At 61.2% G+C, this 25611-nt stretch carries 19 protein-coding genes and 1 pseudogene; 7 read left to right on the top strand and 13 right to left on the bottom strand.

Annotated features, from left to right (window positions below; genetic code table 11):
- Window positions 1-19: 19 nt before the first annotated feature.
- The 4 genes from AACY42_RS17845 to AACY42_RS17830 all read right to left on the bottom strand — a co-directional run bounded on the left by AACY42_RS17845 (window position 20) and on the right by AACY42_RS17830 (window position 8671).
- The gene (locus tag AACY42_RS17845; protein WP_339481307.1) at window positions 20-3082 is read right to left on the bottom strand and encodes a non-ribosomal peptide synthetase; all 3063 of its coding nucleotides are present in this window, start codon (window positions 3080-3082) and stop codon (window positions 20-22) included.
- A 111-nt stretch (window positions 3083-3193) separates the two neighbouring features.
- Window positions 3194-4240: a TauD/TfdA family dioxygenase gene (locus AACY42_RS17840; RefSeq protein WP_339481305.1), complete on the bottom strand. Its 1047-nt coding sequence runs from the start codon at window positions 4238-4240 to the stop codon at window positions 3194-3196.
- Window positions 4241-4257: 17 nt separating this feature from the next.
- Window positions 4258-7686: a condensation domain-containing protein gene (locus tag AACY42_RS17835; RefSeq protein ID WP_339481303.1), complete on the bottom strand. Its 3429-nt coding sequence runs from the start codon at window positions 7684-7686 to the stop codon at window positions 4258-4260.
- Window positions 7687-7693: 7 nt separating this feature from the next.
- On the bottom strand, window positions 7694-8671 hold the full coding sequence (locus AACY42_RS17830) for a TauD/TfdA family dioxygenase (RefSeq protein WP_339481301.1): 978 nt from the start codon (window positions 8669-8671) through the stop codon (window positions 7694-7696).
- A 248-nt stretch (window positions 8672-8919) separates the two neighbouring features.
- Here AACY42_RS17830 and AACY42_RS17825 point away from each other — a divergent pair, with 248 nt between their 5' ends.
- Together AACY42_RS17825 and AACY42_RS17820 are read left to right on the top strand one after the other, a co-directional pair.
- Window positions 8920-10980, top strand: a complete 2061-nt coding sequence (locus AACY42_RS17825; RefSeq protein WP_339481299.1) for a TonB-dependent receptor — start codon at window positions 8920-8922, stop codon at window positions 10978-10980.
- Between the two features lie 108 nt (window positions 10981-11088).
- Complete coding sequence (locus AACY42_RS17820; RefSeq protein ID WP_339481297.1) at window positions 11089-12510, top strand: diaminobutyrate--2-oxoglutarate transaminase; 1422 nt, start codon at window positions 11089-11091, stop codon at window positions 12508-12510.
- A 54-nt stretch (window positions 12511-12564) separates the two neighbouring features.
- On the opposite strand, the gene AACY42_RS28720 is transcribed toward AACY42_RS17820, so the two are convergent.
- The 3 genes and pseudogenes from AACY42_RS28720 to AACY42_RS17810 form a co-directional block, all read right to left on the bottom strand.
- Window positions 12565-13065, bottom strand: coding sequence for a methyl-accepting chemotaxis protein (locus AACY42_RS28720; RefSeq protein ID WP_445261750.1), 501 nt, complete (start codon window positions 13063-13065; stop codon window positions 12565-12567).
- 372 nt (window positions 13066-13437) lie between these two features.
- Window positions 13438-14592 (bottom strand): annotated as a pseudogene (locus tag AACY42_RS28715) (FIST signal transduction protein); the annotation flags it as partial.
- 603 nt (window positions 14593-15195) lie between these two features.
- Window positions 15196-15711: a DUF2938 domain-containing protein gene (locus AACY42_RS17810; protein WP_339481294.1), complete on the bottom strand. Its 516-nt coding sequence runs from the start codon at window positions 15709-15711 to the stop codon at window positions 15196-15198.
- 79 nt (window positions 15712-15790) lie between these two features.
- Here AACY42_RS17810 and AACY42_RS17805 point away from each other — a divergent pair, with 79 nt between their 5' ends.
- Window positions 15791-16231 carry a helix-turn-helix domain-containing protein gene (locus AACY42_RS17805; protein WP_339481292.1) on the top strand — a complete coding sequence of 147 codons (441 nt, stop codon included), beginning with the start codon at window positions 15791-15793 and terminating at the stop codon, window positions 16229-16231.
- The gene (locus AACY42_RS17800; RefSeq protein WP_339481290.1) at window positions 16221-16493 is read left to right on the top strand and encodes a DUF3077 domain-containing protein; all 273 of its coding nucleotides are present in this window, start codon (window positions 16221-16223) and stop codon (window positions 16491-16493) included. Before AACY42_RS17805 ends, AACY42_RS17800 begins: the two co-directional genes overlap by 11 nt.
- 124 nt (window positions 16494-16617) lie before the next feature.
- Here AACY42_RS17800 and AACY42_RS17795 read toward each other — a convergent pair whose 3' ends face one another.
- Complete coding sequence (locus tag AACY42_RS17795; protein ID WP_339481288.1) at window positions 16618-17463, bottom strand: deaminase; 846 nt, start codon at window positions 17461-17463, stop codon at window positions 16618-16620.
- A 258-nt stretch (window positions 17464-17721) separates the two neighbouring features.
- Between AACY42_RS17795 and AACY42_RS17790 the strand changes: the two genes are divergently transcribed.
- Window positions 17722-17931 (top strand): hypothetical protein, encoded by a 210-nt coding sequence (locus AACY42_RS17790; protein ID WP_339481287.1) that lies wholly within the window; start codon window positions 17722-17724, stop codon window positions 17929-17931.
- A gap of 215 nt (window positions 17932-18146) precedes the next feature.
- On the top strand, window positions 18147-19673 hold the full coding sequence (locus AACY42_RS17785) for an FAD-dependent oxidoreductase (protein ID WP_339481286.1): 1527 nt from the start codon (window positions 18147-18149) through the stop codon (window positions 19671-19673).
- Between the two features lie 25 nt (window positions 19674-19698).
- Here AACY42_RS17785 and yghU read toward each other — a convergent pair whose 3' ends face one another.
- From yghU to AACY42_RS17760, 5 genes are all read right to left on the bottom strand, one after another.
- A complete protein-coding gene (gene yghU, locus AACY42_RS17780; RefSeq protein WP_339481284.1) occupies window positions 19699-20538 on the bottom strand; it encodes a glutathione-dependent disulfide-bond oxidoreductase in 840 nt (279 codons plus the stop codon).
- Window positions 20539-20581: 43 nt separating this feature from the next.
- Window positions 20582-21316, bottom strand: a complete 735-nt coding sequence (locus tag AACY42_RS17775) for a substrate-binding periplasmic protein (RefSeq protein ID WP_339481282.1) — start codon at window positions 21314-21316, stop codon at window positions 20582-20584.
- A 28-nt stretch (window positions 21317-21344) separates the two neighbouring features.
- Complete coding sequence (locus AACY42_RS17770; RefSeq protein WP_339481281.1) at window positions 21345-22688, bottom strand: diguanylate cyclase; 1344 nt, start codon at window positions 22686-22688, stop codon at window positions 21345-21347.
- 1 nt (window position 22689) lies between these two features.
- Window positions 22690-23451, bottom strand: coding sequence for a substrate-binding periplasmic protein (locus AACY42_RS17765; RefSeq protein WP_339481280.1), 762 nt, complete (start codon window positions 23449-23451; stop codon window positions 22690-22692).
- Between the two features lie 122 nt (window positions 23452-23573).
- Window positions 23574-24569 (bottom strand): aldo/keto reductase, encoded by a 996-nt coding sequence (locus AACY42_RS17760; protein WP_339481279.1) that lies wholly within the window; start codon window positions 24567-24569, stop codon window positions 23574-23576.
- Between the two features lie 113 nt (window positions 24570-24682).
- On the opposite strand from AACY42_RS17760, the gene AACY42_RS17755 reads away from it, so the two are divergent.
- On the top strand, window positions 24683-25606 hold the full coding sequence (locus AACY42_RS17755) for a LysR family transcriptional regulator (protein WP_339481278.1): 924 nt from the start codon (window positions 24683-24685) through the stop codon (window positions 25604-25606).
- Window positions 25607-25611: the final 5 nt, after the last annotated feature.

The following is a 25611-nucleotide window of genomic DNA, read 5'->3' as shown; positions in this document are numbered from 1 at the left end:
TGGCGACGGGAGGAACCGTTCACAGGTCGGTCTCGTCCAGCTCGGCCATCAACGCTTGCATTTCGTCATCGGACAGGCCCGAGGCGCTGAACTCGGTGCTGTCGGCTTGCGGCTCGGCGGCGTTCGGCGCCAGCGGTTGCGCGACCTCGGCCATGGCCGCGATAGTCTGGCGTTCGAAGACTTGTTTGGCCGAAAGCGCGATGCCTTGCTCGTGGGCCTGGGCCACCACTTGCAGGCTCAGGATCGAGTCGCCGCCGATGGCGAAAAAGTTGTCGGTGACGCTCACCGTCGAGAGCTTCAAGACCTTGGCGACGATGGCTTGCAGGGCGGTTTCCATGGCGTTGCGCGGCGCCACGTGGGCGCTTTCGTCGAACGAGTCGGGGTCGGGCAACTGCCGAGTGTCGAGCTTGCCGTTGGGCGTGCGCGGAAAGCTCGCCAGGGTCAGCACCAGGGCCGGCACCATGTATGACGGCAGGCGCTCACCGAGGAAGCGCTTGATCGCCTCGGAGTCCGGTGCGTAGCCGTGGGCGGCCAGGATGTAGGCGAGCAGACGCTTGCCCGCGGCGTGTTCCTGGACGATCACTGCGGCTTCGCGCACGTCGCTGTGGCGGCACAACTGGCGCTCGATTTCGCCCAGCTCGATGCGGTAGCCGCGCACCTTGACCTGATGGTCCTTGCGCCCCAGGAATGCCAGGCGCCCGTCGGCCAACCAGCACGCCAAGTCGCCCGTACGGTAGACGCGAGTGCCGTCGGCCAGGGTGACGAAGGCCTTGGCGGTTTCGTCGGGTTTGTGGCGATAGCCGCGGGCCAGGGTCGGGCCGGCGAGGACGATTTCCCCTGGCTCGCCAATGCCGCAGGCGGTGTCGAATTCGTTCAGCAGGCGCAGGTCCATGCCGGCAATGGGGCGGCCAATGCTGACGTTCCGGTTTGGCTCCAGCACCTCATAGGTGGCCCAGACGGTGGCCTCGGTGGGGCCGTATTCGTTCACCAACCGGGCGTGGGGCAGGGTCTTGCTGTGTTGCGCAATCAGCGAAGGTGGGCAGGCTTCACCGGCGACGATCCAACAGGCGAGGCTGTCGGTGCCTGCGCTGCGCTGCAATTGATCGAGCAGGGCCTGATACAGCGACGGCAGTGACAGGCCGTGGCTGACCTGATGCTGGGCAATCAGTTGCGCCAGGCGGGACATTTCCAGCTCTTCACCCGGGGCGGGCAAGACCAGGCGTCCGCCTTGGGCCAGCGTCCAGAAAATCCCGGCGACCGAGCTGTCGAAGGCGAACGACGACAGCAACAGATAGGCGCGCACCGGGGTGTCATAGGCGGCCATGCGCACCTGGGTCGAGACGCTCAGTGCCCCGTGGCGGATTTCCACGGCTTTCGGCGCACCGGTAGAGCCGGAGGTGTAGATCAAGTAGGCGAGGTCGTTCGCGTCCGGCAACGGCAGCGCCGGCCAATCGCTGAGGTCCGGCGTTGCCAGATCATCCAGGACGAAACGTTGCAGGTTGGCCGGCACGCTGTCGGCCAGTTCGGCGCTGACCACGATGTGGGCAATGGCGCTGTCGGCGAGCATGTAGGCGCGGCGGTCGGCTGGGTAGCTCGGGTCGATTGGCACGTAGGCGCCCCCGGCTTTCAAGACCGCGAGCATGGCGACAATGGCCGCGTTGCTGCGGGCGAACAGGATGCCGACGGGCACGTCAGGACCGATCCCGGCGGCGACCAGTCGATGGGCCAGTTGCGTGGCGCAGGCGTCGAGGCGGCTGTAGCTCAGGTCGCCGTCCTGGTCGCTGAGGGCAATTGCGTCTGGCTGTTGGCGAACCTGACGGGCAATCAGTTCCACCAGCGTCACCGCTTCGATGGCCGGCACGTTAGTGCTGGTGCCGATCAACTGCGATTGCAGCGCTCCCCCCAGAGGCAATTGGGCCCAGGCCTGTTGCGGTTCAACCAGGGCACCCTGCAGCAGTTGCAGCCATTGCTCGGCGAGGCAACCCGCGGCTTCGGCGCTGAGGGCATGGCGGTCGTAGACCAGTTGCGCGTGCAGGCTGTCGGGCAACTGACGCACGTTCAGGCACGCTTTCAGCGGGTTCATCACCGCGCTGGCATGACGCTCCCGAGCATCGCCCGAGCGCCAGGCAAAGGCGTATCCGGCATCGAGGGTACCGGTGTAGTAGTCCTGCCAGCCGACTGCCCGTTCCAGGGTGGCGGCTACGTGCGCGCTTTGTTCCAGCAGGGTCGCCTGGGCATCCAGTTCGATGCTCACGGGCAGGCACTGCTCGAACAGGCCCAGGGTGCTTTCCAGTTCCGCGCCGCGACTTTCAAGGATCAGGGTGAGCGGCACCTGTTGCTGCCCGGCCAGTCGTCCCAGCACCGCTGCCCATGCCGTCAGCAGCAGGTTAGGGGGCAGGGCCGAGTGACGGACAAGCTCGCTCGGTAGGCTCAGGTCCAGCCGGGCTGGCGCGAACCCGCCATCAAGGGCCACTTCGAGCGGCAGCTGCAAGGCGGCCTGTTCGGTTTCGTCCGAGGGCTTCCAGAAACTCACGCCCGGATGGTCCGGTGCGTCTTCAACCAGGCTCCAGCGCCATTCGGCGTAGTCGGCGTACTGCAAGGTGTCGGACAGGTCCGTTGCGGTGTCGTGCAGCAGTGCGCCGGCCAGCCATTTCAGGCTGGCAAGGTCGAAGTGGCTGCTGGGCGCCGCCAGGTCCAGGACCGCTTGTTTATCGGACAGGCGCAGCACGGTCACATACAGTGGGGTTGTCCAGTCACGGGGCTGGGCGGCGAGCCGAGCCAGCGCCGCGTCCTGGTCGGCGCGGCTGTGCTGGCGCAGGTCCTGGAGGTTCACCGCCAGCGAGCCGGCGTCGTCAATCACCTGCACCGGGTGGCGCAGGCCGGGCACGGGCATCAAGCGCGTGCGCAGGATTTCACTGCCGGCCACTAAGGCTTGCAAACGGTTGTGCAGTGCATCGACGTCCAGCGGCTGCGACAGCGACCATTGCAAATGGCAGCTGAACGGGTGCTCCGCCGCGCCGTTGATGTGGGGGTAAACCGATGCCTGTTGCGGCGAAATACGAAAACCTTGAAGTCCGCTCATGTTCATCTCGACTGGAAAAGGGCTTGAGCCTGGATCACCGCACAGACGTCGGGGCTTGCTGGACACGTGTCAGGCAAGCCTCCTGCGAACGGCGGGTGGACCCGTTGAATGTCAGACGGCAACGTCGCTCGACAGCAGGGCTTCAGCCATGCCGGTCATGATGGCGCGCTTGCCGGTAAAGGGTTCGCGACCGTGCACGGCGAGCATGTTGTCGATGAGCAACACATCCCCCTGTTGCCAACTGAACCGCACCAGAGAATCGAGGTAGGCTGCCCGCAGCGATTGCAGTACGTGCGGCTCGATCGGTTCGCCATCGCCATAAAAGGTATTGGTGGGCAGGTCGAGGTCGTTGAAGTTGCTTTGCAGCGAATCGCGGATTCGCCCGGGCAGGGTGCTGATGTGGAAGAACGTGGCGTGGTTGAACCAGACGTCTTCGCCGGTGCGCGGGTGGCGCACCACGGCCGGCCCGCGTTGGCGGGTGCGCAGGCGATTGTTGTCTTTCCATTCCACTTCGATGCCGACGCTGGCGCAGTAGGCCTCCACTTCGCGGCGGTCTTCGGACTGGAACACGGTCTGCCAGGGCAGGCCGAAACCGTCGCCGTAGTTGCGAACGTACAGCACGCCTTTTTCCCGGAACCGCGCTTCGATCTGCGGACTGATCCTGGCCTTCACGGCACGGGTCGAGCCAATCGGGGTTTCACCACCGGTCTCGGACGGCAGTTGGCAATAGAAGAACAGCCGCAGTGGGAAGCGCGGCGAATAGGAGTGCTCGTTGTGGGGGAAAATCATCTGGTCGGCCGGGTAGTCGGTCGAGGTGTAGATGTTGCCGCCGACCCGTGTCCGGGGCGAGGCGCGGAACATGTATTCCAGAGCGCCGGGGGAGAGGGCGGCGATCACTTGGTCGAACTGCTCGACGGACGCGACGTTGAAGCCGCGAAACAGCAGGGCGCCGTACTCCAGCAGTTTCTGTTCCAGCGACTCGCGTTCCCGGCTGGCCCAGGCGATCAGGTCGACGCCACTGACTGCCGGCTCGATCACCAGGGGCAGGGTGTGGTCGGGGCTGAGCAGGCGCTCGGTGACCAATTGTTGTTCCGAGACGTTCATGGCTTTGCGACGCACGGCGCCGAGGGCGCGTGGCGATGGGGGCACGGTAGACATAACGGCATCCGACTCGGTTAAAGGGACAAGGAGCGACGTTTGGCTTGCATCATCTGGCTGCGACCGGCCAGCGCCTGGGACTGTTGTCGCTCACGGGCGAAGGCCTGGTCCCAGTTGTCGATGCGCTCGGCCAGTGCCGGCAGCGGCTCATCCAACAGGGCGTGTAGCTGTTCCAGCAGGCCCATCCACAGGTATTGCAGGCGCAGGGCACGGTGCTGGTCGAAGTATTCGCCGCGATACTTGAGGGTCGCGGCGAGGCCTTCGCTGTCGTGCACGAGGTCGAGCACCAGGTGGAAATCTCCCGGTGCCTGGGCCACGTCCAGCGCGGACAACTGCGCGCCGGCGATGGCGGTCGGGGTCACCCGTGACGGTTGATAGTTGAGCTTGACCTGGAACAGCGGCGAGTGACCGGGGCGGCGTTGCGGCGCGAGGGCCGAGACCACCAGGTCGAAAGGCAGGCCTTGATGGGCATAGGCCAGGCGCGCTTCATCGCGAACCCGCTCAAGGAAACCGGCCAGGGTCGGTTCGCCGCGCAAGTCGCAACGCAGGGTCAACTGGTTGACGAAGAAACCGATGACGTCGCTGTGCTCGGCCAGTGGCCGGCCGCTGACGTCGGTGCCCAGCAGGAATTGCTGCTGGCCGCCCAGTTGCTTGAGCACCAGTTGGTAGCTGCCCAGCAACAGCATGAACAAGGTCACGCCTTGCTCGCGGGCCAGTGCTGCCAGCCGTTCGCAGCGGGCCTGGGGCACGCTGAAGTCCAGGCTGTGTTCGCCCGGGGCCTGGCCGCTGCCACCGAGCTCCAACGTTTGCGGCACGCCGGCCAGGTGTCCGCGCCAGAAGTCCTGCGCGGTGGCGATCCGCTGTTCGCTCCAGTACCGGGCTTCCCATTGGACGAAATCGAGGTATTGCCCCGCCAGCCCTTCGTCCGTCGAACCAGCCAGCTCCGCCAGCAGCACTTGCGCCGAACGCCCATCGAAGGCGATGTGGTGCAGGGTCAGCAGCAGGTCATGCTGTTGGTCATGTCGGCTAAGCAACTGCGCTCGCAGCAGCGGGCCGGCTTGCAAGTCGACAGGGGTGGCGTGTTCGTGGGCCAACTGCTCGCTCAATGCCTGCTGTTGCTGCGCTGCATTCTGGTCACGCACATCATGCAGGATCAGCGCTACCGCCGTGGCCGGCAACACCTGTTGTTGCGGGCCATCGACACCGTCGCGATACACCGTGCGCAACACGCCATGCCGCTCGACCAGCGCGTTCAGGCGCAGGGCCAGCGTCTCGATGTCCAACGGCCCTTGCAGGCGCAGATGCAGCACCAGGTTGTGGCGGGTGTCGTCCGGGTTCAGTTGGCGTAAAAACCACAAACGACGCTGGGCGAACGATTGCTGGCCCTGGCTGAGGTTGGCCGGCTCGGTCGAAGCCTCGGCCATTGGTGCCGGTTCATTCAGGATACCTTGCAGGGCCAGCGCCCATTGCCCCAGGGTGGTTTCTCCGAACAAGTCCTGGGTCTCGAGGTTCCAGCCCAGGTCCCTGTGCAGGCGCGCAGCGAAGTCGGCCACGCCGATGGAGTCCAGGCCCTGGCCGATCAGGCTGCGTTCGAAGTGAGCAGACAAATACGGGTTGACCGCGTGCAGCGTCTGTTCCAGCCATTGGCGGCAGGCGACTTGGGCCTGTTGCGGCGTCTCGGCTACCAGGCGCTTGAACTGGGCAAGGTCAAGGGGTTCGCCGTTCGAGGCATGCTGCCCACCGCTCTGGGCGATGATGCTCAACGTGCCCGCGGCCAGTTGTTTGCGTGCGCCTTGACGGGCGATCTTGCCGCTGGTGGTCATCGGGATGGTGCCGGCTTGCACCAGCACGATCTGGTCGATGCCACAGTCGGCGGCTTCGCGCACGGCATTTTGCATCGACGTGAACAGCGCCGGATGATGCGCCGGGTCGACGAACTTGCGCTGCGGCTCGGCGACGATCACCAGTTTCTCGCGGCCCAGGGCTGGGTCCATTTCCGAGAAGGCGGCAATGCGACCGGTGCGGATGCCTGGCTCGGCGTCGGTAATGGCGAATTCGATGTCGTGGGGATAGAGGTTGCGCCCATTGAGAATCAGCAGGTCCTTGAGCCGTCCGCAGATTACCACCTGGCCTTCATGCATGAAGCCCAGGTCGCCGGAGCGCAGGTAATGCTCCGATGAACCGACGATCCGTGCTTCAAAGGCTTCGCGAGTGGCCTCGGGGTTCTTCCAATAGGACTCGGCGTTGCTCGGGCCCTTGAGCCAGACTTCGCCGATGCGGTCGGCAGCGCAACGTTCGAAGGTGTGCGGGTCGACGATGGCGATGCTGTGCAAGGCTTGCGGGTAACCGCAGGCGACGAACTCCACGGCGGCGGCATCGGCCGTCGCCAGGGCCACGCGACCGGTTTCCAGCACGGCTTTGTCCAGGCGCAGCACCACCGGCAGTGCATCGACCGGCGTGGCGCTGACGCACAGGGTCGCCTCGGCCTGGCCATAACCGGGGCTGATGGCCAACGGGTTCAGGCCGCACGCGGCAAAGCGTTGGGCGAAGGCCTCCAGGGTGCCGGGGTGGATCGGTTCGGCACCGTTGATCGCGTGTTGCCAGGCGCTCAGGTCGAGCTGCGCGATCAGGTTGTCGCTGACCACGCGGTTGCACAGGGCATAGGCGAAGTTGGGGGCGAAACTGGCGGTGGCGCGGTAGCGACTCAGCGCCTGTAACCAGGTCGACGGCGCATTGACGAAGGTCTTGGACGCCATCAGGTAGCACGGCATGCCACTGTAGAGCGGGGCCAACATGCCGCCGATCAAGCCCATGTCGTGGTACAGCGGCAGCCAATTGACCATGGCACCGTGCTCGTCGAAAGCGTACGCCTGGCGCATCAGTTCGACGTTGGCGATCAGGTTGCGTTGACGCACCTCGACGCCTTTTGGCGAGCCGGTAGAGCCCGACGTGTATTGCAGGAAGGCCACGGTCGAACCGTCGATGGCCGGGCGTTTCCATTGGCTGGCCGGTGGCGTGCCCAGGTCCTGGACGGTCAGCACATCGACGCGTCCCTCCACCAGTTCCTGCAAGCCATCGCAATAATCCGCCGGTGCGAGAATCAGCGCCGGTTCGGCATCGACCACCACGTTGCGGACGCGGTCCAGGTGGCGCGGCTTGCGCGACGGCGGTGGAAACAACGGCACGGCAATCAGCCCCGCATACAGGCAGGCACAGAAGGCACGGGCGTAGTCGAGGCTGCTGGGCAGCATCAACAGCACGCGATCACCCGGCGCATAACGCGCTTGCAGCACGGCCGCCAGGGCTTGGGATTGCTCGTGCAGTTGGGCAAAGGTCAGGGTTTCGCCGATCTCTACGCCGTCCGGCAAAAAATGCAGGGCGGCACGCTGAGGGAAGTGCTGGGCGTTGGCTTCCAGCACGTCGATCCAGTGTTCGAATGAAAACATGTGCAATTCACGCCATGGCCACGATGACTTTGCGGTCACCGGTGAAAGGATTGCGACCGTGTGCCACCAGTCGGTTGTCGAGCATCAGGATATCGCCGGGCTGCCAAGGGAAACTGATGGCAGTCTCGCGGTAAACCTCGCGCACGGTGTCGAGCATGTCGTCGGCAATCGGCGAGCCATCGCCGAAATAGACATGGCGCGGTAGGTTCTCTTCACCCACCGCCGCCAGCAGGCTGGCGCGTACGCCTGGTTCGATGGCCGAGACATGGAACAGGTGCGCCTGGTTGAACCAGACCCACTCACCGCTATCAGGATGCTGCTGCACCGCGGCGCAACGCTGGCGGGTGCGCAGGTCGCCATCGGCTTTCCATTCCCACTCGATGTCGTTGTCCTGGCAGTAGCGTTCGACCTGGGCGCGGTCCTGGGTGTTGAAGACTTTCTCCCAGGGCAGGTCCAGGGCGCCGCTGTAGTTGCGCACGTAGAGCAACTCACGGCTGGCAAACAGCTCGCGAATCTCGGCAGGCATGCGCTGGTAAATCAGGCGGCTGTCGGCAATCGGGGTCTCGCCGCCGGTTTCACTGGCCTTGATGCAGTGGAACCAGATACGCGAAGGCCAGGGGCGGGTGTAGGCCTGTTCGTTGTGCAGCGGGATGAATTGATGGGCTGGATACTCGGTGGAGCTATAGACCCCGGCGAAGACTTTGCTGCGCGGTGTGGAGCCGAATTCGTAACTGGCCAGCGGCGCACCGAAGCTGGCAGCGAAACGCTTGAAGTCAATGGGCGTGGCGACGGTGAAACCGCGAAACAACACACCGCCAACGGTGCTCAGGACCTGGGCCAGGCTGTCGCGAGTCGAGGTGTCCAGATCGTGGATCGACTGTCCCGATGCCCCCTGCACCAGCACGGGCAGCGACGGGGCGCCTGCATCCGTGGGCGCTATTGAAAAAAGCTCGGAACGCCCGCTCAGGTGTTCGATGGAGGTCATCCTTGTGCATCCTCTTTATATCTTCTTCGACCAGTCACAAGACCTTGAAAGCAGGGCAGCGGTCAGCGATGTAGGACTCGTCTGTAATGTATGTAAGGCAATACAAGACGACATACTAGGTACAAATGAGAGAGATTATCAATACTATTTATTTAATTTTTTTTTTGGATTAGACTCCGCACCGCTGGCGCCAAACAGCCTTCGGCCAGCTCAAAAAACCAAAAATATCTGTCGCAGGGGAGTGGGGCGTGAATTTCAGAAAGAACACAATTGCGTTGGCTGTAGGGTCGGCCATAGGCCTGAGCAACGGCGCTTGGGCGGCTGAAGAAGCCGGCAAGATGGAGATCGCTCCAATCACCGTAACCGGTGAGAAGATCGACCGTACCCTCGAAAAGACCCAGTCCAGCGTGGTGGTGGTCACCGACAAGAACCTGCGTGAACACGGCGACAAGGACCTGGTGGATGTATTTGCCCGCACGCCCGGCGTCTATACCCAGGCGGGTAATGAGACATGGGGTATCCGGGGTGTGCCGGTGTCCGGTTTTGACGACCAGGGCCCGGCGACCCTCAACGGGGCGGTGTCGGTGTATGTCGACGGTGCCGTGCAGCCCAACCGCGCGCTGACCCTCAGCCCGGTTCCGCTCTGGGATGCCGAGCAGATCGAAGTACTCCTGGGTCCGCAATCCACCACCCAGGGTCGCAACTCCCTGGCCGGTGCGGTGGTTATCCGGACCAAGAACCCAACGTTCGAACCGAGCTTTTCGGCGCAAACCAACGTAGGTAACTACGGCGAGCGCGGGGCAGCCGTGGCGGGCGGTGGCTCGATCGTGGATGACAAGATCGCCGGGCGTATCGCCGTGGACTATGGCGAAGGTGACGGCTACATCCGCAATACCACGCTCAATGAAGATGCCAACCCGCGTCGCACCAGCAACACCCGTGGCAAGTTGCTGATCCTGCCCAATGACGACACCGATGTCCTGCTGACCTACGCCCACAGTGAGCATCGTCAGGGCGACCGCTCGACCATGCGCGTCAATGGCAAGCCGAGCTACTACGACATTTCGTCCAACACCAAGGCCTTCGACAATCTCAAGCAGGACACCCTCAGCGCCAAGGTGGACTACCGCCTGAACGATGCCTGGTCGCTGACGAGCATGACGGCCAATACCAGTACGGACTACAGCAACCGTCTTGACTTTGACCAGACAGCCGTGGACGACCAAGTCGTTTTGCGTAAACAGGATGGCAACCTGTTCAGTCAGGAGCTGCGTTTGAATTACGCGTCCGACACCGTCAAGAGTTTCGTCGGTGCCTACTATGGGCGTAACACCAACGACTTCCATGACCGATTGTTGTTCGATGGCGCGCTGTTCGGCACGGTCAAGGGCGATACCACCATCGAGAACAAGGCGGTGTTCGGTGAAGTCAACTGGACGTTCGCACCGCGCTGGACTTTGATCACCGGCCTGCGTTATGACCACGAGACGAACGACACCGACGTCGAGCAGGATGATTTCTCCGAGCCGGCCAAAGTCAGCAAGTCGTTTGATGCCGTACTGCCGAAACTCGGCATCGACTACGAATTGGCAACGGACCAGTACCTCGGTTTCATGGTGCAGAAGGGCTATCGCGGTGGCGGTGTCAACCTGCGCTCCGGTAGCGGTCACCAGGCCTACGACCCGGAATACACCACAAACTACGAGCTGTCCTACCGCGGTTCGTTCTTCGACAAGACCCTGCGTACCCGCGCCAACCTGTACTACACCGATTGGAAAGACCAGCAGGTCGGCCTGCGGCAGAGCGGTAGCTCCGTCATTGACATCTACAACGCCGGTCGCAGCGACATCAAGGGCCTGGAAGTCTTCGTAGAAAAAGACATCTCCGAACAATTGACCTTGAACGTCGGTGGCGCCATTACCGATAGCAAATACAAGGACTTTGTCACCGGTACCGGCCAGGACATGAGCGGCGAAGCGTTTATTGGTTCGCCTAAATACAAGGTGTCCGTGGGCGGTGTGTATCGCTTCGACGATCGCCTGATGTTCGGTACTGACGTTATCTACCAGAGCACTGCGCCTTCGGAATACCAGTTCGATGCCAACGGCAAGGTCACCGGCGAGCGCCGCAGCGACAACTACGTGCTGGTGAACTTCAACACCGAGTACAAAGTCACCAAGAACGTCGCGGTGTCTGCCTACGTGAAGAACGCGTTCGACAAGGAATACGTCACCAACAACCGCAGTGACGACGTCATCGACGTCGGCGCACCGCGCACGGTGGGGATGATCCTGCGCTACGACATGTAAACCCAAAGGCGCGGGGAGGCAATCTCCTCGCGCCTGTCCTGCAACATTTCGGATGTTTGTTTCCAGGCTGTTCGTTCCCTTCCAAACCCAGCCTCCATGGAGGAAATCATGAGTGCTTTTTCGAATGTCACAGCGGGTGGCGCGCAACAGCTACGCCTGTTGCACACCGGTCTGTCGAGTCCTTACTGCCTCGATTCCACGCCGTTGCTGGAACGTCAGCAACAGCAGGAATCCAACGCCCGCAGTTACCCGCGACGCATTCCCCTGGTGCTTGAAAGGGCCCATGGCATTTATGTGCAGGACAGCCGAGGGCAAGTGTTCGTCGATTGCCTGGCCGGTGCCGGGACCCTGGCGCTGGGGCACAACCACCCGGTGATCATCGAAGCCATCACTCAGGTCATGGCGGCCGGTGTGCCGATGCACACCCTGGACCTCATGACACCGGTGAAGGACGCATTCGTCCAAGAAATTTTCGCTTGCTTGCCCAGCGAGTTCGCTCGCCATGCACGCATCCAGTTCTGCGGTCCGAGTGGGGCCGATGCGGTCGAGGCCGCGCTCAAACTGACCCGTACCGCCACGGGGCGGCATTCGGTCTTGGCGTTCGAAGGGGCCTATCACGGTATGACCCTGGGCACCCTGGCCATCAGCGGCAACCTGTCGCCGAAAAATGCCCTCGGTGCATTGATGCCCGGCGTGCAGCGCCTGCCATTCCCCCACGACTATCGTTGCCCGTTCGGGGTGGCGGGCGATCAAGCAGTCACGTTGAACGTGCGTTACCTTGAGCACTTGCTCAACGACCCGGAAAGCGGGGTGACCGCACCGGCGGCAATGATCCTGGAGCCGATCCAGGGCGAGGGCGGGGTGATTGCCGCGCCGGACCGTTGGCTGCAGGAGCTGCGTCGGTTGACCCAGGCCCATGGCATTCCGCTGATCGTCGACGAGATCCAGTGCGGCATTGCCCGCAGCGGGCGGATGTTCGGCTTCGAGCAATCGGGCATCACGCCGGATGTCATCACCCTGTCCAAAGCCATCGGCGGCGGGTTGCCGCTGTCGGTCATGGTCTACCACGAGTCGCTGGACGTCTGGCAGCCGGGTGCCCACGCCGGCACGTTCCGCGGCAATCAACTGGCGATGGCGGCGGGTACGGCGACCTTGCGTTTTATCCGCGATCAAGGCCTGGTCCAGCACGCTGAAACGGTGGGTGCCCACCTGCAAAAACAGCTGCAGGCACTGCAAAACGAGTTCGCCTGGATCGGTGATGTGCGTGGGCGCGGTCTGATGCTCGGCATGGAAATCGTCGACCCGCAAGGCACCCCAGACGCACAGGGCCATCCGCCGGTGGACACGGCCCGGGCCCAGGCGTTCCAGCAGGCTTGCCTGAAGCACGGCTTGATCGTTGAACTGGGTGGACGCCACGGCGCCACCGTACGCTTCCTGCCGCCGCTGATCATCACCGAGCAGGAAATCGATTTCGTCGCGAAAATCCTGTTCCAGGCCGCGAGCACAATCAACGAGCGCCCCGCAGGCTGATCATCCAGGTTCGGGCCAGCACCCGGACTCAACACCAAACCCTGCAACAGTTACTCAAGAACTGGCGTGAGTCAGTCCGGTCAAGGTGTCCGCGATGGCCTTCGTGCGTTGCGCGGTGCCTTCGGTGGTGCGGCTCGAGTCTTCTAGGGCATCGAGCATCTCGCGCAGGGCGCTGACGGCGACGGACTGGTCTTCGATCTGTTGGGCGACGCCTTGGATCTCCGTTGAGAGCAGGTCAATGTCCACGCCGATTTCCGCAGCATTCTTGCGGGTGATTTCCGCGAGCTTGCGGACCTCATCAGCCACCACCGCAAACCCTCTGCCCATCTCACCGGCACGCGCTGCTTCGATGGCGGCGTTGAGGGCCAACAGGTTGGTCTGTCCGGCGATCTGCTGAATGACCTGTACGATCGACTGAATACGCAAGCTCGAACTGGCAAGCGCACGGGCGCCGACCACCGCCTCACCTGCTTGGGTGGCCAACTGTTCGACGGTCGTGCCGGCCTGCTCGGCGACGCTGTTTTGTCGGTCGATCGTGCCCGTCAGGTCATCCATCGACAAGTGCAGTTCGCCAGAGTAATGCTTGATTTGCATCGCCATCTGCGCTTGCTGGTGGCTGGCCTGGGCCAATACCTGACCCAGGTCCGTCAGACCGTCGAAGACCGGCAGGATGGTGTTGTCCAGGCCGCGAGTGTCCAAGGCGCTGCTGAAGTCATTCATCTTGAACGCCATGATCTGCTTGACCACGACATGGTTCAGGCCCGCCAACTTCTTGACCTGGCGGCGCAGGAAAAACGCCTTGAACTCGCCATAGTGAGCAATGAAATTGTCGACGTACTCATCGACAAAACGGGCGCCCTTGGTGACTCTGAAAAAGAAAATCGCCGTGAGCGTCTGGTTAAGGTTCAAACCGAGGATTTCACCAAACGTCGAGAAGCCCGCCAACGGCACATCGCCGAAAATACCGGCCATGCTGCCCAGGTCGCTGCTGTTGTTGAGCCGCCGCAGGATGCAATCGTTGAGAATGGCGGCCAGCGGATGACCACCTTTACCCTTGAGGAATTTCTCGTAGTCGAGTCGGGTCGCCTCGCGAAGGGGCGTGCGCTTGACCATCACCAACTCTTCTCCGGGTGCCACGTCGCAGAACAGCTGGATGATCTGCTGCTGATAGTCGACGCGGGCAATGGAACGCACGAACAGCTCATCGCCCACGCGGATGGCGAATGAATAATCGGCCAGCTTCTGTTCCAGCGCCTGGGCACTGCACTCGAATGCCTCGCACAGTGCCTGGACCATGCTCTTGATGTTGCCACGGCTGTCGATGACCTGGTCGATGGTGCGGTCTTCGACCGACGCGGTCAGTACGTTGAACGTCAGCCCGGCAGGTTGGAAGTTCTGGCTCTTGAACACGCCGAAGCGCACGTCCGCGGCGGTTTTCAGGAAGACGATCTGCGCGTGGTTCTGATAACTGCGCTGCCCATCACTGATCAGGGTCTTTTTGAAATCCGTCTTGCCCCCGGCCGAGCCGCCGACGAACAGGCAAGGGAAACGTCCCGACTCATAGAGCGCCTCCATAAAGAACGACTCGGAAGCCGAAAGACCATCGAACACCACATAGGCCAAGGTATCGCGATGATCAATGGGCGTGCTCACTTGCGCCTGCTTGATGTTAGTCACTAGCCTGGTGATTCGCTCACGCATGGCCAAGCGCTTGCCGCCACCGCGAATGTCCTCGCACTCCAGCGGCACCATCACCACCTCGGCCGACACAATCACACTGGCGTCAAACAGTTGCAGCACCACCCGATCCCAGGTCTCGCCGGTCTGGCAGTACAGTGCGTTCGCGCCGTTGCACAACTCACCCGACGTCGTGCACAGACTGATGGCGCTGTGGGCAAAGCGCTTCTTGACCTTGGCGGCGATCTGGTCGATGTCCAGGTGGGGGGAGACGAACCCGGTGACCAACGCTGGGGTGATACGCACGTTGGCCAGCGCCTGGTCCAGTTCAGCAGAGGTGCAGGCCACGCTGACAGCCCCTTGAGTGCGGGCTCGGGCTGTGTTGAAGAGGTTCAGTAGGTTCATGGCTGGACTCGGTTAAGCGCGACGTGACGCGTACGAGGTATGCGTGCGGAGTCCTTTCTCTGTAGCGGTCACGGCTGGGGACTTGTATGGGCGTGAGCTTGTGCTATTTGCGGGGGCGGTCCATAGGGGCTTTTGGTTGGGGTTTACTCCGCCTGTTGATCAGCGACTTTCGTAGAGGTCCGAAGGAGAACTTAAAAAAACAGCTCCATGACGCCTGGACGGCAAGGCGCCACCCGCTATGCCATCGATGATGGCGTCTTGGCAATCACCACGCCCACCACCCCAGGTGCAAGACGAGAACCTGCTCGTCATCGCCCTTCGCCGATCGACAGGTGCGCCATCGCGATTCTCATGGTGTACTGAGTCCTGCCGAACAAACCCGAACCGACCGTTCCCCCAGACAGCATCGAATCTGAAGTACAACGCCCCACGGCTAGCTACACCCGGGCCAGTGCACAAGCACTGATCGAAGCCAACAACCAGGCTGAACTATCAGCTCACAGCCGAGTATTCAAATCATTACTTGAAGAGGGCCGGTGCAGTTTGGTCATTCCGTATTCCAGCCATATCGCACCCTGAGCACCACCGATGTACCAAAGGTGTTCAACTTAGGCAGAACGATGTCGGAAAGAGCATCATCAACAGCGATGCCGCCACAAAAAGTCCCAGTCCGAATGTCAGATGTGCAATGACGCTCCTGCGCCTTGCCACGCTAGGTACCCCTGTCTTCGAACCGGCAACGCCGAAACCGAGCGCCGGCTGCATGATGAAAAAAGGCGCAATCACACTGACCACCCCCATCACCAGCGCAGGTACTAGCGTGGGGTTACAGATCCATGCAGGCCCTTTCGCACCGATCAGCACCATCGCGAAAACAATGCCTGTGACGTAATGGAACACCCACCCCATCAGGCATTCATTCCTGATAGGAGGCGCCGCCATGATCGAGGCATGACGAAACCGTCCTTGCAACATGTGGCCCAGCCAGCGACCAACCAAGCCATAGTCAAGCGACGCTAGACCAAACACCCGTGCTTGAACAAAACCCGACACGTCCATAATCAACGTGGCCCCCATTCCAACAAACAGAATGCGCAGTGTGGTCTCGGCTATTCCCATGGTATTGCTCCTTGCCTTGAGCCTGTTTTGGCGGTTTGATCCCAGCAGTCTGCAAGTTCAAGTCGACTTGAGGTCAAGCATGAAAGAGCTGGATATTGGTGAGGTGGTACGACGTTCCGGTCTACCGGCTTCAACGCTGCGCTACTACGAAGAGAAAGGTCTTATCAGTTCAATCGGTCGTCGTGGCCTGAGTCGTGTGTTTCGTGCCGATGTACTCCAGCGTTTGTCCTTGATCGCGCTCGGGCAATCGGCAGAGCTTTCACTAGACGATCTCTTCGCCATGCTGGACGCAGAGGGACAGCCTGACATTGATCGTCAGCGGCTTAACGAAAAGGCAGACGAACTAGACCGTACTATCGAGCGACTCAGCGTCATACGCGACGAGCTTCGTCTAGTAGCGGGCTGCCCGGCTGCTCGTCACATTGAATGCTCAACGTTCCAGAAATTGCTAAACGCTGTCAGGAAGGGGGATATCAAGAGAAAAACCGGAAAGGGGCACCTGCGCAGACGTGGAGTGTGAATGCTATGGATCGATAGCAACCCTCTCCGATAGTCAGCTGTTCCGCGTTAACGGCGGTGTTCCGTTAAATGAAACGTTGCTACAAGCGTCAGATCTCTTGCATCTCGCCTACCGGCTTGCAGAGGACGCAATCTTCGAAAGGAAAACGGACCGTCATGCCTGGGACGCTCATCATTTAATGGAGATGAGCAAAGCAGTGATTGATGATGCAGTGAAAGTCATGACGGTTAGACCCGAGGAATCAAAACACTCCCATAGCTAACGACGCATCCCGATTCTTCGAAGGGGAAAGGCGGGGGCAGACCGCGATTATGGGGCGGAAAGATTACAGGTGAATTCAAATCGTGGTCTGTCCCTGAGGCACTGATCTCGGCCTGGCATTTGGTTTAAAGAGGACGATCAACGTATGGGAGATCTACCTCGTAGATACCTCGCGCTGCTCGTACCACGAACGGGCGTTTGATGGGTCTTACATCGCTTAATTCCCAAGCGAGCCAGCCCTCTGAAAAACTGCTTGCACAGGCGGCTTGCATATCAGCAACAGCGAATGGGCGAACTGCGTTCACACGCACAATTGCGACAGCAGTTCCCTCATCCTCGTCACCCTCGGCGTGGAGGTATCGCCCATTTTCAACGATAAGAAGATCTTCAGAGGGGGCCAGCGGCGGATGCCAGCGGCGGACTTCAAGCGTCTTCTGCCCTGAAGCGATCCTTCCTCCACTAGGGCGCACAATTGATAAGGCTTTCATGGTTTTGTGCTGGCCAGCCGGCTGCTCGTCGTGCAGATACGGGCCCAAATCCCGACGGGCCTGCTCTTCGAGTAGGCCGACTGTAACGTCTATTCCTGCTCGTCGAAGCATCGCGACACCCGCTCCAGCGTTGCGAGGGTCGGGATCCAGCATCGAAACATAAACTCGGGTAACGCCCGCGCTCACCAACGCCAGGGCGCATGAAGGTGTTCGGCCCGCGAATGAGCAAGGCTCCAGCGTAACGTAAGCCGTCAGTTCGTCGAAATTTTGTTCCAGTTTTGACAGCGCCATCGCCTCTGCATGGTGCCGTCCCGGAGGCTGGGTGTAGCCACTGGCAATAATCGAGTTACTGCGCACGATGACGCACCCTACAGGCGGATTGGGCAGGCAATCAGGCAGTGCGCGTCTGCCTTGATCCAGAGCCTGTTTCATGAAAAATCCGTCTATGTCGGAGAAAGCATTGTGCTCGCCGGGAAGCGACATACCTGGGTCCTTGGTAGCGACAAAACGCGGTCAGAATACAGTGTTTAGCCCTACGATGCGGCTCCAACAATGTTCAAGTCGACGACGCCAACATCCAGAACATTCGCTGTGCAGTTGGGCCTGGTTCACGGCATCAACAGCACAAACGACACCCCAGGAAAAGGAAAAAAGCCGGTCGCGTGCACTCCTTGAGAACCCGATTACCGGCTCGGTGCTCGATGCGGCATTCTGACCTCCGACTGCATAGGATCTGAAGCGATGCCGCCACAAAAAGCCCCAGTCAGGCTCATGCTGATGGCCCATGAACCGGATGTCGTGGATGCGGGCAAGAAGCTGAGAGGTTTTATCGCCGATCGCAGGAAATGGGCGGATGTCAGGCCTTATCTGGATGAGTGTGTTTTTGCGCTGGCCAATGAAACGGCTCCGGCGTCGGCGGGTGCTGGGTATAAGCTGGCGACCAAGCGCTGAACACCTGATGAAAAACGGGTGGGAGCGAGCCTGCTCGCGATAGCGGTGTGTCGGTCGACTTCGATGTTGAATGTCATGACGCCTTCGCGAGCAAGCTCCCACAGTAGCCACAGAACCCATGCAGTCAGCTTGCCCGCCGCCCGTTCGTTGACATCCGGCCTTCCTCGACCATTATTAAGTGCCTCCAGAGTCATCCGTCCTCCAGAGGCTTGAACATGGCGCAAACGGACATTCTCATTGTGGGAGCCGGTCCTACTGGATTGGTTCTGGCTTTATGGCTCACCCGGCAGGGGCTTGCTGTCAGGATTGTCGACAAGAGTCGCGGACCGGGGGAAACCTCGCGTGCCATGGCCGTCCAGGCCCGCACACTTGAACTCTATCGCCAGCTCGACATGGCCGGTGCGGTCATCGAGGCCGGGTACAAAACCCCAGCCATGAACCTGTGGGCCCGGGGGAAACGCAAGGCGCGGATTGCGTTGGTGGACGCTGGTGGGGATGTATCGCCTTATCCTTTTGTCCTCATTTACCCCCAGGACCGTCATGAGCGGCTGTTGGTCGAGCAGCTTCAGACCCTGGGTGTCGAAGTCGAGCGGCAGACCGAACTGGTGTCCTTCGAGGACCGTGGCGAGCATGTTACCGCGCGCTTGCAACACGCCCAGGGTCGCGAAGAAACGCTCACGACCGCTTACCTCGCAGGATGCGATGGCGCGCGTTCGCTCGTGCGTCATCAGGTGGGAAGCGGCTTCGAGGGCGGTACCTATAAGCAGCTGTTCTACGTGGCGGACGTGTCTGCCAGCGGTTTCGAGCCTGCGGATGAGGCCCATATCGCTTTTGATAAATCCGAATTCGTGTTGGCGTTTTTCTATGGCGAAACTGACCAATATCGCCTGATCGGTACGGTTCGCGATGAACGCGCAGAACTTCCAGAGACGCTCACGTTCGAGGACGTTGGTCATGACGCCATCAACGGCCTGAACATCAGGATCAATCACGTGAATTGGTTCTCCACCTACCGGGTCCATCATCGCGTCACGGATCAGTTTCGCTGGGGCAGGGCATTTCTACTCGGAGACGCCGCACACGTCCACAGCCCGGCCGGTGGCCAAGGCATGAACACTGGCATCCTCGACGCGATCAATCTGGCCTGGAAACTGGCGGCGGTCGTGAAGGGACAGGCCCCCGACGCGTTACTCGACAGCTACCAGGCCGAACGCCAGGCGTTTGCGCAAAAACTGGTGGAAACGACGGACCGGCTGTTCACCTTTGCAACCACCCAAGGCAATTTTGCCGACTTCGTGCGCACACGCATCGCCCCGCTTTTTGCGAGCGTTGCCTATAAACGCGAGAACGTGCGTGAGTACCTGTTCCGGATGGTGTCCCAAACCACCTTGAATTATCACGAGAGCCCGTTGAGTGCCGGTAAGGCGGGTGACGTGCTGGGCGGTGACCGTTTGCCATGGGTTCCGGTGCCGGGCGCCGACAACTACGAACCGCTCGCGTCCATCGGCTGGCAGGTGCATGTCTATGGTAAGGCCCGGGCGGATCTGGAAGCCTGGAGCTGCCAGCACCAGATCCCCCTGCACACGTTCACCTGGCAGGATGAGCATCATAAAGCCGGGTTGTGTCGGGACGCCGCTTATCTGCTGCGTCCCGATACCTACGTCGCCCTGGCGGATCCCCACGCGTCTGCGGCAACGTTGAGCCGGTATTTCAGCGACCGGGGCCTGACACTGCCGGCTTGAACGCGTCAGGTGTGGCGATTGGCCCTCAGTCCAGATCCCCAGCCTCATGCCGCTCTGGCACTTGGCTCGCTTCGTCACCCCACGTGCGGTTGACCCGCTGTCCGCGCTGGACGGCCGGTCGTTTGGCGATCTCTTCGGCCCAGCGCTGCACATGGGTGTATTCGTGGGCACTCAGGAACTCGGCGGCGCCGTACACGTTGTTGCGCACCAGTTGGCCATACCAAGGCCAGACCGCGATGTCGGCAATGGTGTAGTCGGTGCCTCCCAGGTATTGGCTTTCGCCAAGGCGGCGATCCAGGACGTCGAGTTGACGCTTGGCCTCCATGGTGAAGCGATTGATCGGGTATTCGAATTTCTCCGGCGCATAGGCGTAGAAATGCCCGAAGCCGCCACCCAGGTACGGGGCAGAGCCCATCTGCCAGAACAGCCAGTTCAGTGTTTCGGTGCGGCCCGCCGGGTCGGTGGGCAGGAGGGCGGCGAATTTTTCCGCCAGGTACAGCAGGATCGAACCGGACTCGAAGACACGGGTGGCAGGTTCCACGCTGCGGTCCAGCAGGGCCGGGATTTTGGAGTTGGGGTTGACCTCGACAAAACCGCTGGAGAACTGGTCGCCTTCGCTGATGCGGATCAGCCAGGCGTCGTATTCCGCGCCCGTATGACCCAACGCCAGCAGTTCCTCCAGCAGGATGGTCACCTTCACGCCATTGGGCGTGGCCAGGGAATAGAGCTGCAACGGGTGTTTGCCAATCGGCAAGGTTTTTTCGTGAGTCGGCCCAGCGGTAGGGCGGTTGATGCTAGCGAACTGGCCGCCAGACGGGGCGTCATTTTTCCAGACCTTGGGCGGAACGTAGGACGCTTGGCTCATCGGGACATACCTCATCGTTGCTTGTGGTGTGATCCCCCAGAGTCTACCGCTGTTCGAGCATGATCCGCGCCACTTCACCAGAAGCCTTGAGCTGCTCGAAAGCGCGCTGGGCCTTGGCGACGACTTCGTCCGGAGTGCTCAGGCTGAAGGCCAGGTGGACCCTGTGGGGTTGCTCGTCGAGGGTATAGACCTCTTCCAGCGAAGTGAAATCCACTTTGGCATCCTTGCTCATCAGGCGCGCGGTGTTCTCCGGCATCGGCAGCAACTGGATCTGGCGATTCAGCAGTTTTTTAAAGTTGTCGTGGTAGTTGGACGAGATGACCAGTCGGGTAAACCCACGCTGTTGCAGGTAAATCTGTTTGGCGTCGTTTCGCACCACGCCGATGCTGTACTGCTTGGCATCCTCGAGGTTGTTGACGGCGATGCCTTCACTGTCTCGCAGCTTATAGAGTCGGCTCGCCACCCGATGTATTTCACCGACCCATTTGAACAACTGCTCGCGGGCCGGGGTGCGGTCCAGCGGGAAAATCAACACGTTAGGCTCGTGCAGCGCCTTTTCGTAGGCCCGGGCCCACGGGTACAGCGTCAGGCTGTAGTCGGTGAGCTGCGCGTTTTTCAGTGTTTCTTCGGCGATACGACTGCCCGGCCCGACGACCTTGTCGTCATGCAGGTAGGCATAGAGGGAATCTTCGGTCACGACTTCGATCGTCTCGGCGTGGCTTTGCAGGCTGATCGAGGTGAGTAGCAAGCATGAACAGAGTATCAGGCGAATGTGCATATGCAGACCTCATGGCGCGCGATGGTTTTTACAGGGCAACGCAGTCGCGTCCCTTGTGTTTGGCCCGGTACAGCGCCTGGTCGGCGCGTTGCAGCAGTTGATCGAAGTGGTCCATGGTCTCCGGGTCCAGCTCGGCGACGCCGATGCTCACGGTGACAAACGGCGATACCTTGGAACCGCTGTGGGGCAGTTCACGCTCCGCCAGGCTTGTACGCAAACGTTGGGCGGCCTCGCAGGCCTGGGCGGCGTCGACGTTGGGCAGGACCACGACGAACTCTTCACCGCCTACGCGCGCGGTCAGTTCACCAGAGCGGCCGAACACGCTGCGCAGGGTCTCGGCGATCTCTTTCAAGCACAAGTCACCCTGCATGTGGCCGTAGGTGTCGTTGTAGATCTTGAAGAAATCGACATCACACATGAGCACGGCCAGCGGGGTCCTGTGGCGTATCGCCCGGCGAAACTCGATGTCCTTCAACTCGTCGAAATAGCGACGATTGGCCAGCCCCGTCAAATCATCGTGACGTGACAGCGCTTCGAGGGCCTGGTTGGCCGCCTTCAATTCTGCGGTGCGGGCCTCGACCAGTTCGGCCATTTGGTCGCGGCTGGCGGCAAGGGCCAGTTCGTCCGAATGCTGACGTTCCAAATGGGCGCGAAGATTGTCCTGGAGTGTATTGACCTGGAATTCGAGCAGGCTCAGCTCGTCCTGGCGCTTTACCGCCCGTTGCAGCTTGAGGTGATACTTGAGGGCTTGCGGCGCCAGTTCGCCCAGGTGCCGGGCGATGTGCACCACATGCACGGTCACCAGGCGGTTGAACACGGTCATGATCAACCCGGCCAGCAGCAAGGACTGGATGAGCTGGGTGATGACGATGCTGCGTGCTTCGTCCCAGAGGCGCTCCCACAGCAGGTTATCGTCGCCTTCGATGGTCAGCGCACCGACTATTTCATGGGCCCCGGCGTAGGGTTGTGCGATGAGCTGGCGATGCAACACCGGCACCACGCCTGATTGATCGACGGCGTATCGATTGACCTCGATGACTTCAGGCGCTTGTCCGGGGCGCAGGATGTTCAACACCACGCGACCCACGGGTGCTGCCATGGCGACGCTGGCGATTTGTTGGTCGAGGGATTCACGGTCCAGTTCCCAAATGGCATGGGCCAGGGTGTTCTGGAACACTTGGTCGATCAGGGCCAGTTCCGAATTCATTTCCGCCAGGTTGTTTTCCCAGGCCAACCAGGTACGCCAGGTGACCATTGCCAGGGTAAAAAGCAGGCAGAACAACAGCGTTGCCAATACCAGGCGGCGTCCTAGGGAGCTGAACGCTTTGGTCTCTGGTTGTAGGGAGGAGGCCTTACGAAAATTGGCATCCATGTCATAACCATTTGCGCAGGATGGCATCGTAGACGCCATTGCGCCGGATGGCCTCGAGGCCAGCACGGAACTTCGCCACCGTATCGGCCGGCGTATTGCGGCTGAACGCCATGCTCAAGCCGTCGGCGCTGCTTATCTCGGGAAGCGCGAGCGAGCGGATCAGCAACTTGTCCGGGTCTTCGCCATTTTGACGCGTCAGGTACAGCGCGTTGAGCTCATTGGAAATCCACAGCTCCACGTGATCGACCTTGAGCTTGCGGTAGTTGTGTTCGTACTTGGTGCTCGACTGCAATTCCTTGCCGATGCGAAAACCCTTCGAGATCAGGTATTGCTCACCCACGTCCTGATTGACCGTGGCGATCTGGTGCCCGTGGGCATCGGCCAGCGAGTCGAGTTTCACCGGCCGGTCCGCCAGCGAGTAGATGTACCACTGCGTCGGGCCGATGCTGCCGATCCACTGGAAAAGCGGCTCGCGTGCAGGCGTGCGGACGATCGAGTAGATCAATACATTGCGTTCATTGAGCGCCAGTTCGTAGGCCCGGGCCCACGGCATGGACTGGATAGGTGGCGCGTCGATGCCGACTTCCTTGAGCACGGCCTGGACCACCTCGGTGCTCATGCCGGTCACTCGGCCGTTCTGCGTCATGTTGTAGGGCGGCAGTTCCTCCGTCACGATGCGCAACGGCGTCTCTGCCGCGCAAGCGCTTGCAGCGAGGAACATCAGGACGCCCCACACCAGTAGGCGATTAAGCGGCAAACCCATTGATTATCACCCTATGCAACTGGCAGAACCCGGAGGTCTGGTAGCTATTCTTAATAGGGTTATCGGCTGGGCTGGCGCCGGCTTGAATCCGGCCTGTCGAAATGGTCGGCCCCGCCGTAGGATCAACCGTTCAACAGCGTCATCGTGTGCGCCTGGTATCGGTCGCCCGCCACGGCACCTTCGCCTGCGAAAATCCCATCCAGTTGGGCCAGTTCGTCAGCGCTCAACATCACCGAAACGGCCGCCACATTGCTTTCCAGGTACTTGCGCTGCTTGGTGCCGGGGATCGGGATGACATGGTCACCCTGGGCCAATACCCAGCCCAAGGCCAACTGCGCAGCACTGATGCCCTTGTCCAGGGCCAATGCCTTGACCCGCGCTACCAGGGCCAGGTTGCGATTGAAGTTGTCGGCCTGGAAGCGCGGGTTGAAGCGGCGATAGTCATCGGCGGCGAAGTCCTCCGGTGATTTCAGCTCGCCGGTCAAAAAGCCCCGGCCCAAGGGGCTGTAGGCGATGAATGCAATGCCCAGGCGCCGACAAGTGTCGAGCACGGCATTGTGTTCGGGCTCACGGGACCACAGCGAGTATTCGCTTTGCACCGCTGCCAGGGGGTGCACGGCGTGGGCCCGCTGGATGGTCTCGGCGCTGGCTTCCGAGATCCCGATGTGGCGAACCTTGCCGGCTTTGACCAGCTCGGCCATGGCGCCGATGGTGTCTTCGACGGGCACTTCAGGGTCGATGCGGTGCTGGTAGTAAAGGTCGAGGTAATCGGTATCGAGACGTTTGAGGCTGCCATCGATAGATTGCCGGACGTAGTCAGGACGGCCATTGACGCCACGGGCATGGGGATCGCTGCTGCGCACCAGGCCGAACTTGCTCGCCAGGTACAGGCCTTCACGTTTGCCACGCAGGGCCCGTCCGAGTAATTCTTCGTTGGTATGCGGCCCGTACATGTCGGCGGTGTCGAACAGCGTCACACCCAGTTCCACGGCGCGGTGGAGCGTGGCAATCGCTTCGCGCTCGTCCACGCCCGTGGTGTAGAAGTCCGACATGCCCATGCAGCCCAGGCCGATGGAGGAAACGTGCGGGCCGTGATGGCCGAGTTGGCGAGTCTTCATGCTGATAGCTCCTGGAAATGAACGACCTGTGCAGTCTCTATCAAACGGTTTCCTGGATAAATCCATGATTATTGGTTTAACTGTTCGTGATATCTAAATAGTGAGGCGCGAGATTGGACCGATTACAGGCCATGCAGGTGTTCCGGCGCATTGTTGAACTGGGCGGTTTTGGCAAGGCGGCCGATGACCTTGGGCTGCCGCGGGCCACCGTCAGCCTGCTGATCCAGCAATTGGAAGCGCATCTAGGGGTGCAACTGCTGCAGCGCACCACCCGGCAGGTGCGGGCAACGCTTGATGGGCAAGCGTATTACCAGCGCAGCGGCCAGTTGCTGGACGACCTCGATGACCTCGAAAGTTCGTTGTCGGTGCAACGCAGCCAGCCGCGCGGCACCCTGAAAGTGGACATGCCCATCGCCTTTGGTTGCACCTGGATCGTGCCGCGCCTGCCGGATTTCTATTGCCGTTACCCAGCGTTGCAACTGGACATCGGCTTCCATGACCGTCAGGTCCATCTGCAGCGCGAGGGCGTGGATTGTGCAATCCGCGCCGGCAATGTCGTCGACCAGGCGCTGGTGGCGCGCCCCATCGTGCGCCTGCATCAACTGACGTGTGCCAGCCCCGGCTATCTGGCCCGCGCCGGCACGCCCGGGCGGTTGGAGGATTTGACGGCGCACCGGGCCATCGGGTTTGCGTCCGGCAATGGGCGGTTCTTCCCGTTCGAATTCGAGGTGGCGGGGCGGGTTCGCGAAATGCAATTGCCAAGTGAGCTGAACGTCAACAATGCCGACGCCTATGTGACGGCCTGTGAAGCGGGATTCGGCTTGATCCAGGCGCCGCGTTATCACGTGCAACAGCAGTTGGCCGAGGGCCGGTTGGTTCAGGTACTTGAGGATTACAACGTGCCAACCTGGCCGATCTCTGCGGTGTACCCGCCCCATCGACAGCTGTCACCCAGGGTTCGGGTGTTTATCGACTGGGTGATCGAGCTGTTGCACGGCGAGGCGGATGCGCAGGAGGCGCTGATGGAGAGGGTGTAGAAACC

Origin of the sequence: Pseudomonas sp. RL_5y_Pfl2_73, from assembly GCF_963970515.1 — a bacterium.
GTDB lineage: Bacteria > Pseudomonadota > Gammaproteobacteria > Pseudomonadales > Pseudomonadaceae > Aquipseudomonas.
Note: the sequence above shows the minus strand (reverse complement) of the source record. Positions and strands in the feature narration are given on the sequence as shown.